We start from the raw sequence: 13,871 nt of genomic DNA on the forward strand, positions 1-13,871 counted from the left end.
GGCATGACATGAGCATTCCAACATTTGGCGACATGGCCAGCACCTTCTTGTCCCGTCGGCACAACACGCAAATGCGGCAAGAGCTGACTCGGCTCAGCACCGAGATGTCGACAGGCCGAAAAACCGATCTGGGGTCGAGCACCACCGGGGGTATCGGCGCCGTGGCCGGGATTGAGCACAGCCTTAAACTTATGGCTGCTCACAAACAGGCTACGACCGAAGCGCGGCTGATGGCGGATACAACGCAGGTGGCGTTAACCACGATCCATACGCAGGCGCTGGATTTGTCCAACGGGCTGATTGCCGCACGCAGTGCGAACAATGCCACCCTGTTGCAAACGACAGCTGTAGACGCTGAGCAGAAGTTCGCCTCGATCATTTCGAAGCTGAACACAGACGCTGGTGGCAGGTCGCTGTTCGCGGGATCCGCCACCGACCAGCCCGCTCTGGCTGACGCTGATACGATTATCGGGGAACTGATGACCGCCATCGCCGGCGAAGTAACGGCCACCGGAATCGCCGCGCAAATCGATGACTGGTTCAACACTCCCGGCGGCGGCTTTGAAACTCTGGGCTATCTGGGCGCTGATGAAAGCTATGGCCCTATTCGGTTGGGAAATGGCGAGACGGCCACCTTGCCTGTCCGCGCAAATGATGACGAGATTCGCGGCCTTCTGTCCGCGGTTGCAAAGACCGTGGTTCTGGCCCAAGGCGCGCTGAACGGGGATTTGGATCAGCAGCAAACACTTGCCGAGATGTCATCAAATGCCCTGCTGGGTGCGATTGACCGGACCACGCTGCTGCAGGCACGGGTGGGGGCGGTCGAAGCACGGATAGAAAACGCTGTTGCCCACAACACGGCCGAACAGCAAGCGCTCGAGCTGTCTTACAACAACCTGACTGCGGCGGACCCCTATGAAACGGCCACACGCCTGGAACAGCTCTATGGCCAGATGGAGGCGATGTATATGACAACTGCCCGCCTGTCGAAACTCAGCTTCACGGATTACATGCGATGAGACATCTGTTCACCGTCCTGACGGTTCTATTTGCCCTGACCACAGCGGCGCAGGCGAATTCGATTCGAATTAAAGATCTGGTCGAGTTCGACGGTGTGCGCGGCAACGATTTGGTCGGGTATGGCCTTGTGGTCGGGCTAAACGGAACTGGGGACGGCATCCGCAACGCGCCGTTCACAGAAGACATAATGTCGAACATTCTGGAACGTTTGGGCGTTAACATCACAGGCGAACAATTCCGACCGAAAAACGTAGCTGCGGTGTTCGTCACCGCGTCCCTTCCGCCTTTTGCACGAACCGGATCACGGATTGATGTGACCGTATCAGCCATCGGAGACGCGAAAAGCCTATTGGGCGGCACTCTGATCATGACACCTTTGAATGCCGCGGATGGCGAAATCTATGCCGTTGGGCAGGGCACTGTGATCGCCGGCGGGGCCAGTGCTGAAGGCGACGGCGCCCAAGTGATCAAAGGCGTCCCGACCAGCGGCGTAATCCCAAGCGGTGCGCGGGTGGAACGCGAGATCGACTTTGATTTTACCAAGTTGAAATCTATCCGTCTGGCCCTTCGCACCCCCGACTTCACCACCGCAGAGCGCATTGAACGCGCCATCAACGGCAAGTATGGCCGCGTCGTGTCGCGGATGTTGGATAGCGGCACAGTGGTGGTCGATATCTCTGCAACACGTGCGATTTCTCCGGCGCATGCGTTGGGCACGATTGAAAACATTGGGGTTGAACCGGAACGGCGCGCGCGGGTCGTCGTCGACCAGCGTTCCGGTACAATCGTAATGGGCGAAGACGTCCGCATTAGCCGGGTGGCAGTCTCGCAGGGGAACTTGACCTTGCGCATTCAAGAACAGCCCATTGTGGTACAACCCAACCCGTTCTCGGACGGCGAGGCAATCGTGGTGCCCCGCACCAATGCCGCGATCGAAGAAGAACCGGGCATCGGACTGGCGGAAGTTAGCGGCGGCGCGTCGTTGTCCGAATTGGTTGCTGGGCTGAACGCCTTAGGCGTTGCCCCGCGCGACATGATCGACATCCTTAAAAGCATCAAAGCGGCAGGTGCGCTTCATGCAGAATTCATCGTGCGCTAGCACCCATTCAAGCGCGGCGCACCACGACAGAACCAACGGAATAGCCCGCACCGAAGGAACAGATCACACCCGTATCTCCCGGGGATAAATCGCCCGAGTATTTTGAGAATGCGATGATCGACCCCGCAGACGATGTGTTGGCATAGTCCTGAAGAATGTTGGGTTGCTCGCCGTCTTCTGGTGTCCGCCCCAAAACCTTCTTCCCGATGAAGTCATTCATGGTCTTGTTGGCTTGATGCAGCCATAGACGTTTAAGATCGTCTTGCCCCACACCAATATCGCCGATGTGCTCCAGGATGTGCTTGGACACAATCGGCAGCACCTCTTTGAACACTTTCCGTCCGTTCTGCATGAACTGCATGTCACGGCGGTCGGGCAGATCGGCAGTATCTGCACGCGTGCGACGCAGGAAGCCATTGTTGTTGCGAATGTTGTTCGAGAACTGCGTCAGGCAACGTGTCGACAGGATCTCGAAATGATCGCCTTGGGCGTCTTCCTTGCGTTCAATCAGCGTCGCAGTGGCCACATCGCCAAAGATGAAATGGCAATCACGGTCGCGCCATTCCAAATGGGCCGAGCAGATCTCGGGGTTCACAACCAATGCCCGTTTGACCGAGCCCGATCGGATCATATCCGCGGCCGCCTGAATGCCAAATGTCGCCGAAGAGCACGCCACGTTCATATCAAAGGCAAAGCCGCGCGCGCCCAGCGCCTGCTGAATCTCGATCGCGATGGCCGGATAGGCGCGTTCGTGGTTCGACGCCGCACAGACCACCAAATCCACGTCCGCCGCGTCGCAACCTGCCTGCGCCAAGGCCTTTCGACAGGCATCAACACCCATCTCGGTCATGATACCGGGTTCGTCGTCCGCACGTTCACGCAGGGTCGGGTGCATCACCGCGGGGTCCAACACTCCGGTTTTATCCATAACAAAACGCTGATGAATGCCCGAGGCCGAAACGATGAAGTCTTCGGACGAATGGCCAATTTCAGCCATGTCACCCGCCGCAATAGCATCGGCATTCTTTGCATTGAACGCATTCGCATAGGCGTTAAACGCTTCGACAAGTTCAGCATTCGAGATGATTTCAGACGGGGTGAAGACCCCAGTTCCGGAAATGACGGGTTGGTGCATGATTGGCTCCTCGCAGGTTCTGCTAAAAAAGCAGGAAGCACGGCCCACGACAAGGGGAGATGCCCCTAGGTCACCCGTGTTAAAACGGGCATTTCGCCTTAATCGTCACGCCTTTTCCGCCATCGGGGTGCCGTAACCGCAGGCTTTCGGCGTGCAACATCAAGCGCGGCGCGTTCAAGGCTTCGCCCGTTGCATAAAATGGATCGCCCAAAATGGGATGACCCAGTTCCAGCATATGCACGCGCAGCTGGTGGCTGCGGCCCGTCTGCGGAAACAGCCGCATTCGCGTCGCGTTTTCCTCGTACCGAAGGACTTTCCAGTCGGTCACGGCGGGCTTTCCATTTTCGAAATCGACATGCTGTTTCGGACGATTTGGCCAATCGACGATCAAGGGCAGATCAACGGTGCCTTCCCGTTCCTCGACCCGTCCAAAGACGCGCGCCAGATAGGTTTTCTTGGTCTGCCGTTTTTCGAACTGAAGCCCCAGATGGCGCTGTGCGTGAGCGCTGAGCGCAAAGACCATCACGCCCGAGGTATCGCGGTCCAAACGGTGGACCAGAAGCGCTTCTGGAAACACGGCCTGCACGCGGGCGATCAAGCAGTCGGCCAGATGCGCGCCCTTGCCCGGCACGGACAACAGGCCCGACGGCTTGTCAACGAACAAAAGTTCGTGGTCTTGATGCAGGATCACAAGGGGATCTTGGGGCGGGTTATATTCAGACGACATGCGCGCGGGATAGCCGCTGAGGCCAAGTGCCGCAAGTCACCGCTTGCGCCGCATTTGCCGAAACATCGACGTCGTATACACAATCAAAGCCAGCCAAATCAGCGGGAAGGCAATCAGTTTGGCGCCGCCGAATGGCTCGCGGAAGATAAACACCGCAACCAGAAAGATCATTGTCGGCGCGATGTATTGCAAGATACCGATGGTCGACAGGCGCAGCAGTTTCGCGCCATTTGCATAGACCATCAGGGGCACCGCCGTAACGATCCCGCAGCCCATCAGAAGCAGTGTATTCCCGGTCGATGTGAACAAATGCCCCTGCCCGGTCGCGCCAAGCCAGACAACATAGGCCAATGCAGGAGGCGTCAAGATCAAGACCTCAAGCAGGAACCCCTGATTGGGACCGATGGGAAGCGATTTCTTGAAATAGGCATAGAAGCCCCAAGTAAGCATCAGACCCAGCGCGACCATTGGCAACCTGCCAGCGTCGACCGTCAGCACGATCACAGCCAATGCCGCCAGAAGTACTGACACCCATTGCGCGCGGGACAACCGTTCACCCAGCAGCATTGCCCCCATCACGATCGAGAAGAGCGGATTGATGTAATATCCCAGTGCGGCCTCGACGGTTTGCCCGGCGCCAATCGCCCAGATGTAAATCCCCCAGTTCACCGAGATCAGCGTGGCCGTGACCAGAGCCAGCATCAGGCTGCGACGGTCAGTCAGAACCGCCTTCAAATCGCGTGTACGCCCCATAGCGATCAGCACGGCGCCCGCAACGGGCACGGACCAGATGACGCGATGCGCCAGCACCTCGGTCGCAGGCATATGGGTCAGAAGCTTCAGGTAAAGCGGCAGAAATCCCCACAGAACGTAAGCCGTGATCGCAAAGGCAAGCCCTTGCGGCGTATCGATATTCTCGGGTTTGGTGGGTGTTGTCATCGCGCGCTCCAATCTCTGCCTTTATGGCAGGCGCGTGCAGTCATTGGATAGGGTGATTTCTTTGAAAGATCACATCACGACTTGTGATGCATCGCACCCAACCGAGCTGCCTTGGTTTTCTGCCACCCAGCACGATCCAGACGATAGCATTTCCAAGCAAGCACACTGCCAGACAAATCAAGATCTTCGTCGCTGGTGAACACGGCGCCGATCTTCATTGTCGCCTTTTGCGACCGGATATTGTCAGGTGCGACGTGAAACCAAACGCGATCAAACTGCAAGAACGCGTGATCAAGCATCAGCTGCTTCATGCGAAAATTCACCTCTCCGCCCCAATAGCGGTGGTTGAGGAACGTAAACCCAATGGCGATATCATCCGGCGCATCGGGACCAACATAATAGCGCGAGCTATCCGATGACCTGATCCGTCGCCCTGTCAATGACAATCAACGTACCACCGGAGGCCAGAAGCATATCGAAATAGGGATCAAACACATCGCGCTGATAGCGATCTTTCGCGGGATGACCTGCCCAAGTCTGGGGATCACTGGCGGCATTGAAAAGGGCCTCGCGATCCTCTTCCCGCAGCCCGTGCAGGCGCAGCGTTTCGCCGTCAAGACTTGGCTGATTATCGAAGGTCACACTTTCACCCTTTCCGACTTCGGATCATACATGGGCCTCAGCGATGCCTCGGCCTTTACGCGGGTGCCTGCAACGTCGATCTCGTAGGACGACGCCAAAACATCCGCAGCGGTTTCGCCTTTGCAGGGTACATAACCCAAGCCCATGGCCGCACCCAGATGGTGACCATATGACCCCGAACTCAGGTAGCCCACGATCTCGCCATCACGAATGACGGGTTCATTGTGGTAAAGCAGCGGCTCGGGATCGGTTAGCTTGAACTGGACTAGACGGTTTTCCAGCCCGCTTTCTTTCTTGGACTGAACCGCATCGCGACCGATGAAGTCCGGCTTGTCGGTTTTGACGGCAAAACCAAGCCCGGCTTCCAACACGTGATCCTCGCAGGTGATGTCATGGCCGAAGTGGCGAAAACCCTTTTCAATCCGGCAGCTGTCCATCATGTGCATGCCGCAGAGCTTCAGGCCCATCTCCTGCCCTGCCTCATGCAGCGTTTCGAACACATGTCCCGCCATATCGGCCGAGGCATAGATCTCCCACCCCAGCTCGCCGACATAGGTCACGCGATGGGCGCGGGCCAAACCCATGCCGACCTCAATTTCCTGCGCCGTGCCAAAAGGGTTGGTGGCGTTGGTGAAATCATTCGGGCTGACCTTTTCCAAGAGCTTTCGCGCATTCGGACCCATCACGGCCAAGACGCCTTCGCCTGCGGTAACGTCTGTGATCACAACACGGAAATCGCCCACGTGGCGCTGCATCCATGTCTGGTCGGCCAAACGGGTGGCCGCGGGGGTGACAACCAAATACGAGGTCTCGGTCAGGCGGGTGACGGTCACGTCGGCCTCGATCCCGCCGCGCCGGTTCAGGAATTGAGTATAGACGATCTTGCCGTTGGGCACCGAATAATCTCCGCCGCCCACATAGTTCATGAAGGCTTCGGCGTCCGGTCCTTCGACCCTAATCTTGCCGAAAGAGGACATATCGTACATGCCCACATTCTCGCGCACAGCTTTATGTTCGGCGGCGGCATTGTTGAACCAGTTCGGACGGCCCCATGTGTACTCGTACTCGGCTTTCTGACCTTCATTGGCAAACCAGTTCGCGCGTTCCCAGCCGGCGAGTTCACCGAACACAGCGCCTTGTTCCTTCAGCTGGTGATGAAATGGGGTCCGGCGCACACCGCGTGCAGTAGCCTTCTGGCGGAACGGGAAGTGGTCGGCATAGAGAAGACCCAACGTTTCTTTCGAACGTTCATACAAGTAGTGCTTGTTGCCCTGGAACGGCTGCATCCGGCTGATGTCCACATCGCCAAGATCGAAAGGCTTGTCGCCGTCCTCCATCCATTGGGCGAGCGCCATGCCCGCACCGCCCGCCGACTGAATGCCGATCGAATTGAAGCCCGCAGCGACCCAGACATTGTCCATCTCGGGCGCAAGACCAAGGTGATAGGCGTCGTCCGGCGTGAAGCTCTCCGGGCCATTAAAGAAAGTGTGGATGCCCGCCTCGGCCAGCATGGGCATACGGTTACAGGCGGCTTCAAGGATGGGTTCGAAATGGTCGAAATCTTCGGGCAGTTGATCGAATTCGAACGTGTCGGCGATGCCGTTCATGCCCCACGGTTTCGCGTTCGGTTCAAAGGCGCCCAGCAGCATCTTACCCGCGTCTTCCTTATAATACGCGCATTCATCTGGTACGCGCAGCACGGGAAGCTGTTGCAGGCCAGCGATGCCCTCAGTCACGATATAGAAATGCTCGCAAGCGTGCAGCGGCACGTTGACGCCAACCATGCGGCCAACCTCGTGCCCCCACATGCCCGCACAATTCACAATCATATCGCAAGCGATATGGCCCTGTTCCTTGCCGTCGTCCGAGGCCCAATCAACGCCCGTCACCTTGCGCCCGTCGCGCTGGATGCCGGTAACTTTGGTGCGCTCTTTGACGATCGCACCTTTCTGCCGTGCACCTTTGGCCAGTGCCAAAGCGATGTTGGCCGGATCGCCCTGCCCGTCTTTCGGCAGCCAGACGCCGCCGACCACACCGTCGATGTTCAGATGTTCATAGCGCGACAGGGCTTCTTCGGCGGTGATCTCTTCCACGTCCACACCAAAGGCGCGGGCCATGGCGGCTTGGCGGGCAAGCTCTTCCATCCGCTCGGCGGTCAGCGCGACACTGATCGATCCCACGCGCTTGAAGCCCGTCGCAATGCCGGTTTCAGTCTCTAACTCGCCGTAAAGCTCTTGTGAATACTTCGCCAGCTTCGTCATATTCGCCGTCGCGCGCAGCTGCGCGATCAGTCCGGCGGCATGCCACGTGGTGCCCGATGTCAGCTGCTTGCGTTCGAGCAGCACCACATCTTTCCAGCCAAGCTTGGTCAGGTGATAGGCGACAGAGCATCCGATAACGCCGCCACCGATGATGACAACGCGGGCTTGTGTGGGCAGGGACATGGCATCACTCCTTGATGGATTCGACTTGAACGTGGCACGGGGCGGCTTCAGAAAACATCTTGTTTCCGCCAAAATTGACGGAAATCAATTATTGTAGATCGGCAAGTTTCCACTCCGACGTAGTGACATCGGGGTCACGCCGAAATGGCGCCGGAACAGGGACGAAAACCCGTTTGGAAAGCCGCAGGCCAGCCCAACGTCGCGCACGCTCATCGCGGTTTTCAGAAGCAGGGTGTTCGCGTGATTTAAGCGCAGTTCACGATAATAAGCGTTGGGCGTGGTGTGGAAATGCGCGCGGAAATGACGTTCCAGAGACCTTTCCGAGATGCCCAGAAGCGCGACCAATTCCGAGATGCGAAGCGGTTCTTCCAGATTGGCCTGCATCAACTCAACACATTGATCCAGCGCGCGGTTGCCGGTCAGGGAAAGTTCTTTCCCACCAAAGGGTTGCAGCGTCGAGAACGTGCGGATTTTCTCGTGCAGCATAATGTCGGCAACCGTCGCGACGGACGCCGCAGACAGGTGGCTGCCCAAAAGCGCAAGCACAAGGTCGTGCGTCGATCCCATCCCGGCAGACGTGATGATCCGCCCATCATCCGCCACCAACGCGTAAGACCCGACACCGGGCGTCCCGCGTTCGTTCAAGACCGCGCGGTTTTCCCAATGAGTAGTGTGGCTCATCGTCTGTTCCCCGGTTTCGGCAATGTGACGACTTGCGGCTTCGGACAGCAGGATCACGCGGGCACCAGCCCATTGATACGCCTTGATTTCCTTTTGCAGCGACAGCTCTTTCGCGTCGGGATCCGAATTGCCCAGCACGAAGACATACTGTGCTAGCGGTTTCGGACGGAAAGGTTGGGTTGCGACGTCGATCCCGGCGCGGCAACTGACTGTCCCACCGTGGCGCGACAGGTTTTTCCAGCGAAAGACCTGACGGGCGGTGACCCGGTTGGCGATACGCAGAAGTTCAAGAATGGCAGAGAGTTCGGTCAGGACAAACCCATCCGACATCAGGATATCGACCTGAATTGGCTGTGACATCATGTCTGTCATCCCCCCATGAATACCCCGCGCAGCGATGCCGCACGGGGTGATGATGTGTTAGGCGCGCAGCCGTTCGTTCGACGGGTCCCAAAGCGGCTGGTCTTCCTGCACCACGGCTTTGAACTTTTCGCCGTAGATTTCGACTTCAAGCTCGGTGCCGGGGGTCGCCAGTTCGGCGCGGACCATACCCAGCGCGATCGACTTGTTCACGCGATGACCCCACCCGCCCGAGGTGGTTTCACCCACGATCTGATCCCCCGACCAGATGCAGGACATATAGGGCGCGTCGGCGTCGCCAGCATCGACCGTCAGGGTGACGAACGACTTCTTAATGCCCTGCTGCATCTCATTCTGGATTGCGGCCTTGCCCGGGAAGTCCTGCGGCTTGTCCAGTTTGACGAAACGGCCAAGCCCACCTTCCAGCAGCGAGTAATCCGTCGACAGATCACCCTTCCACGCGCGATACCCTTTTTCCAAACGCAGAGAGTTCAGCGCGTACATACCGAACGGCTTGGCGCCGCCCGCGACGATGGCGTCGTAGATTGCGGGCATATCTTCATTCAGCGCGTGGACCTCCCAGCCCAGCTCGCCTGCGAAGGACACACGCACCAGATGCGCGGGCTTGCCTGCCACGGTTGCCGCCTGATGGGTCAACCAGCCTAGGCTCAGGTCTGCGTCCGACAGACCTGCCAGCAGATCACGCGACTTCGGCCCGGTAACGATCAGCGTGTCACGGGTGGTGGTGACATCCTCGACCGAGACACCTGCAGGCATCGCCTGAACCAGAATATCGCGATCATGCCACTGCGCGGTGGCAGCGGTGATCATGACAAAATCATCTTCGCCCAGACGCATGCACGACATCTCGGTCAGGATACGACCGCGGTTGTCGGCGATGTAAACCAGATTGATGCGCCCGATCTTCGGCAGGCCACCGGTGACCAGACCGCGCAGCGCTTCGGCCGCACCGTCGCCTTTGACGACAAAACGCGAGAAGCCCGGCAGGTCCAGAACGCCGACGCCGTCACGTACCGCTTCGCATTCTTCCTTGATGCGTTGCTCCCACGGACCTTGGCGGCCCCAAGTGTGTGTCGCCTCAAGCGAGGTATCGTCGCCGTCTTGCGCAAACCAGTTGGCACGTTCCCAACCGTTATAGGCCCCCATGACGCCACCAGCGGCGATCACGCGGTCATGCACAGGCGACAGCTTCTTGTCGCGCGCAGCAGGCCATTCATGATGGGGGAAGTGCATGGCATATTCGTTGCCATAAACCTCCATCCCCTTCTGATCACAATAATCCTGATCGGTGTAGTCGGTATAGCGGCGCGGATCGACCGCCCACATGTCCCACTCGGTCCCGCCATCGACGATCCATTCGGCCATAACCTTGCCAGCGCCACCACCTTGGGCAATGCCGAAGGTGAACACGCAAGCTTCGAACGCATTCTCAACACCCGGCATCGGACCCATCAGGGGCAGACCGTCCGGGGCATAGGGGATCGGGCCGTTGATCACGCTGGACACGCCCGAGGTTTCCATAAGCGGCACGCGGGCCATGGCGTCGACGACGATATCCTCGATCCGGTCCAGATCTTCCTGCCACAGCTGGAAGCTGAAATCGTCCGGCATGTTGTCTTCGTCACCAATCCAGTGCGCCTTACAGTTCGGCTCGTACGGGCCAAGGTTATAGCCGTGCTTTTCCTGACGCAGATAATACGACACGTCCACGTCACGGATCAGAGGCAGCTTGCCACCATGTTCCTTGGACCATGCCTCGATCTCGGGGATCTGTTCGGTCAGCAGATATTGGTGCTCCATCACCATCATCGGCACGGTGCGTCCACCATAAGGCTTGAACATCTCGCCCACACGTTGGGCATAGTAACCCGCTGCATTGACCACATAGTCACATTCGATATCGCCCTTTTCAGTATGCACGATCCACGTCTTGTCTTCCTTCTGGGTGACGCCCGTGGCTGGCGTGAAGCGCAGGATTTTCTGACCCATGTCGCGCGCGCCTTTGGCCAGCGCCTGAGTGACCTGAGCCGGGTCGATATCGCCATCCGACGGATCCCACAGCACGCCCATCAGGTCATGGGTTTCAAGGAAGGGATAACGCTCTTTCGCCTGCTCGGGCGTCCACATCTCCATCTCGATGCCCTGATAGCGACCCATGGAACAGGCGCGTTCGAACTCCTGCATCCGTGCCTTTGTGTGCGCCAGCCGGATCGACCCGGTCTGGTGATAGTTCATCGGATAGTCGACTTCCTCGCCCAGACGCGAATACAGCTCGGTCGAATAGCGCTGCATGTTCATGATCGCCCAGCTGGTCGAGAATGTCGGCACGTTGCCTGCCGCGTGCCAGGTGGACCCCGCCGTCAGCTCGTTCTTTTCAAGCAGCACACAATCGGTCCAGCCTTTCAGGCCAAGGTGGTACAGCGTCGAAGCGCCGACAACGCCGCCGCCGATGATGACGACGCGTACTTTGGTTGGGAAGTCGGACATTGAAGGTCTCCTGTTGGTCAATTCCAAGCCAGCCGTGCGGCAAGAGTTCCGAAGATCACGGCGGACAGCTTGTTCATGGTGCGTGTGGATTTGCGGACTTTGTCAGCGGCCAAACCGGCGAAGATGCCGATCAGCCCGTCAGAGATAAAGCCGCCGATTGCGAAGATGATTCCAAGGATCAGGATCTGCTGCCATTCCGGGCCAATCGCGGGGTCCACGAATTGCGGCAGGAAAGCGAGGATAAACAGGATTACCTTGGGGTTCAGAAGGTTGGTCAACAGACCGCGGCGAAAGGCACGCCACAAATCTGCGCGCCCCTTGCGGGTATCTGGCGCACCGCTGGACCGCCAGCTATGCCATGCAAGCCACGCCAAATAGACTGCGCCCGCATAGCGGATAACATCCAGCGCGATGGGGGATGCTGCAATCAACAGTGCAAGACCTGCAGCCGCAAGGATGACCTGACAGGCCACACCAAGGATCACACCCGCCGTGGCCGCCAACCCTGATTTCGGACCGCCCGCAATGCCACTGGCAATCACAAACATCATGTCCGCACCGGGGGTGAGATACAGCAGGATCGAGGCCCCGATAAAGGTGGTGATGACCCAAGGGTCCATGGCCAAAAGCGTCTCTAACATGGCTTAATCCTGTTGCGGAAGACCGTCAGAGATCTGGTAATAGTCACCCTTGTCCGCTGTAAAAATGTGCTTCTCCAGCGTCAGTCCGGTGGGTCCATCAACCGCCCCCAGCGCGAAGCTGATCAAGTCTTCGTCGTGGGCTTTCCAAAACAGAAAAGAGCCGCACGTGCCACAAAACCCGCGTTTGGCCACGCCGCTGGCATCAAACCAAGTTACGTCGCCAGAGATCGTCAGCTTGTCCTCAGGCACATGAGCGGACGCCCAGATCCCGCCTGACTGCTTCTGACATTGGCTGCAGTGGCACATCGAGACCGCCTTCGGCGTTGCGTTTGTGGAAAACGTGATGGCCCCGCACAGGCAGCTTCCGTTCACCATAGTCCTCTCCTTCAATAGACCGGCGGCGCGATCACCCAGATCGCAACGGCAGGTTCGTCATAGGGGTTCGCCCAGTCATAGGTCTCGTGTTTGATGCGGAAACTGTCGCCCGCCTGCACGGTGAAACTGCGCCCTCCGATGGTCAGGTCCAGCTTGCCCGACACCAAATAGCCGACCTCTTGCGTAGGGCGGCTGGCGGGGGTTTGCATCTTGGAATGCGGCTCGAAGGTGGAATGTACCATCTCGAAATCATCGGTCAGGTCGGGGGACAGCAGCTCTTCCTGCAACCCTTCGTGGCTTGCGCCCATCGGACGGCGGTTGCCCGCCCGCACGATCCGCCCCTGCTCACCGGCTGGCGAGGATTTGTGCGCGAACAAAAGCGACATGGGCACGCCCAATGCCTGAGCAATTGCGCGCAGGTCGGAGATTGAGGGGTCGGATTTGTCGCGCTCAACCTGACTGACCCAACCGATGGATCGGCCCAAAGCGTCCGCCAGATCCGAGATCGTCATGCCGCGCGATTTTCGCAAAGCCCGCAGGTCAGCCCCCAGACTGGTCCGGTGCAAGTGCTGTGGATCGCTGTGTAGCATGTGACCTCCGCATGAATGTTGTCGTGAAATTTTCACGCCTTTTTTCATGCTGGGGCAAAAGGGTGATTCGTCGCAAGCCTGATTACGACGGGGAAATGTCGCGTTCAGGCTTTGAAACGGATCGAATTCGCGGGGATCCGGCGATAATTCGGCTTAACGCGCAAATGTATCCGACAGGATTTTCGCAAGCGCATCAGCGTCTTCCTGTGTGAAAGCAGAGGGCTGATCGCTGTCGATATCCAACACTGCGATCAATGCGCCATTGGCATTCCAGACAGGCAAGACGACCTCGGATCGGGTTGAAGATGCACATGCGATATGGCCCGGAAACGCGTCAACGTCCCTGACCAACTGCACCTCACCGGTACGGGCCGCTGCGCCACAAACTCCGCGCGAGAACGGGATCTGTAAACAGCCATGTCCACCTTGATAGGGTCCGATTTTCAACATCTCGGGCTCGGTCACGCGATAGAAACCTGTCCAGTCGAACCGATCATCGGCGTGGTGCAGCTCGCAGGTGACGGTGGCCATCAGGGCGACCTCATCCGATTCCCCTTCCGTCAGGGATGCGATAATCTGGGCAGTTTCGGCGTAGTTGATCTTCATAGCGTCTTCCAAATGAAAAGGGCGCGGAAACCCGCGCTCCAAAAGCATCCGACCTTCAACCTGAAACTTAGTGCGGTGCGAATGTCCCGAGAATGCGAAGCATG

General features: G+C 58.3%; 14 protein-coding genes. 2 read left to right on the plus strand and 12 right to left on the minus strand.

The window, feature by feature from the left end; all coding sequences use genetic code 11:
* The first annotated feature begins 8 nt into the window (after positions 1-8).
* A complete protein-coding gene (locus tag FIL88_RS12205; RefSeq protein WP_142854153.1) occupies positions 9-1,019 on the plus strand; it encodes a flagellin in 1,011 nt (336 codons plus the stop codon).
* On the plus strand, positions 1,016-2,119 hold the full coding sequence (locus FIL88_RS12210) for a flagellar basal body P-ring protein FlgI (RefSeq protein WP_142854154.1): 1,104 nt from the start codon (positions 1,016-1,018) through the stop codon (positions 2,117-2,119). Before FIL88_RS12205 ends, FIL88_RS12210 begins: the two co-directional genes overlap by 4 nt.
* 7 nt (positions 2,120-2,126) lie before the next feature.
* On the opposite strand, the gene FIL88_RS12215 is transcribed toward FIL88_RS12210, so the two are convergent.
* The 12 genes from FIL88_RS12215 to FIL88_RS12265 form a co-directional block, all read right to left on the minus strand.
* Positions 2,127-3,254 (minus strand): beta-ketoacyl-ACP synthase III, encoded by a 1,128-nt coding sequence (locus FIL88_RS12215; protein ID WP_142854155.1) that lies wholly within the window; start codon positions 3,252-3,254, stop codon positions 2,127-2,129.
* 79 nt (positions 3,255-3,333) lie between these two features.
* Positions 3,334-3,981: a pseudouridine synthase gene (locus FIL88_RS12220; RefSeq protein WP_142854156.1), complete on the minus strand. Its 648-nt coding sequence runs from the start codon at positions 3,979-3,981 to the stop codon at positions 3,334-3,336.
* Between the two features lie 36 nt (positions 3,982-4,017).
* Positions 4,018-4,920 carry an EamA family transporter RarD gene (gene rarD, locus FIL88_RS12225; RefSeq protein WP_142854157.1) on the minus strand — a complete coding sequence of 301 codons (903 nt, stop codon included), beginning with the start codon at positions 4,918-4,920 and terminating at the stop codon, positions 4,018-4,020.
* Between the two features lie 74 nt (positions 4,921-4,994).
* On the minus strand, positions 4,995-5,366 hold the full coding sequence (locus FIL88_RS12230; RefSeq protein ID WP_221931150.1) for a GNAT family N-acetyltransferase: 372 nt from the start codon (positions 5,364-5,366) through the stop codon (positions 4,995-4,997).
* On the minus strand, positions 5,329-5,562 hold the full coding sequence (locus tag FIL88_RS16840) for a GNAT family N-acetyltransferase (protein WP_221931151.1): 234 nt from the start codon (positions 5,560-5,562) through the stop codon (positions 5,329-5,331). The genes FIL88_RS12230 and FIL88_RS16840 overlap by 38 nt, the downstream gene beginning before the upstream one ends.
* Positions 5,559-8,006 (minus strand): GcvT family protein, encoded by a 2,448-nt coding sequence (locus tag FIL88_RS12235; protein WP_142854158.1) that lies wholly within the window; start codon positions 8,004-8,006, stop codon positions 5,559-5,561. Before FIL88_RS12235 ends, FIL88_RS16840 begins: the two co-directional genes overlap by 4 nt.
* 84 nt (positions 8,007-8,090) lie before the next feature.
* Positions 8,091-9,050 (minus strand): GlxA family transcriptional regulator, encoded by a 960-nt coding sequence (locus tag FIL88_RS12240; RefSeq protein ID WP_246066705.1) that lies wholly within the window; start codon positions 9,048-9,050, stop codon positions 8,091-8,093.
* A gap of 57 nt (positions 9,051-9,107) precedes the next feature.
* Positions 9,108-11,555, minus strand: a complete 2,448-nt coding sequence (locus FIL88_RS12245) for a GcvT family protein (RefSeq protein WP_142854160.1) — start codon at positions 11,553-11,555, stop codon at positions 9,108-9,110.
* Between the two features lie 17 nt (positions 11,556-11,572).
* On the minus strand, positions 11,573-12,196 hold the full coding sequence (locus FIL88_RS12250; RefSeq protein ID WP_246066706.1) for a LysE family translocator: 624 nt from the start codon (positions 12,194-12,196) through the stop codon (positions 11,573-11,575).
* Between the two features lie 3 nt (positions 12,197-12,199).
* Positions 12,200-12,571 carry a GFA family protein gene (locus FIL88_RS12255; RefSeq protein ID WP_142854161.1) on the minus strand — a complete coding sequence of 124 codons (372 nt, stop codon included), beginning with the start codon at positions 12,569-12,571 and terminating at the stop codon, positions 12,200-12,202.
* Between the two features lie 11 nt (positions 12,572-12,582).
* A complete protein-coding gene (locus FIL88_RS12260) occupies positions 12,583-13,161 on the minus strand; it encodes a helix-turn-helix domain-containing protein (protein ID WP_142854162.1) in 579 nt (192 codons plus the stop codon).
* Positions 13,162-13,314: 153 nt separating this feature from the next.
* Positions 13,315-13,767, minus strand: a complete 453-nt coding sequence (locus FIL88_RS12265) for a GAF domain-containing protein (protein ID WP_142854163.1) — start codon at positions 13,765-13,767, stop codon at positions 13,315-13,317.
* Positions 13,768-13,871: the final 104 nt, after the last annotated feature.

Origin of the sequence: Aliiroseovarius halocynthiae, from assembly GCF_007004645.1 — a bacterium.
Classification (GTDB): Bacteria; Pseudomonadota; Alphaproteobacteria; order Rhodobacterales; family Rhodobacteraceae; genus Aliiroseovarius; species Aliiroseovarius halocynthiae.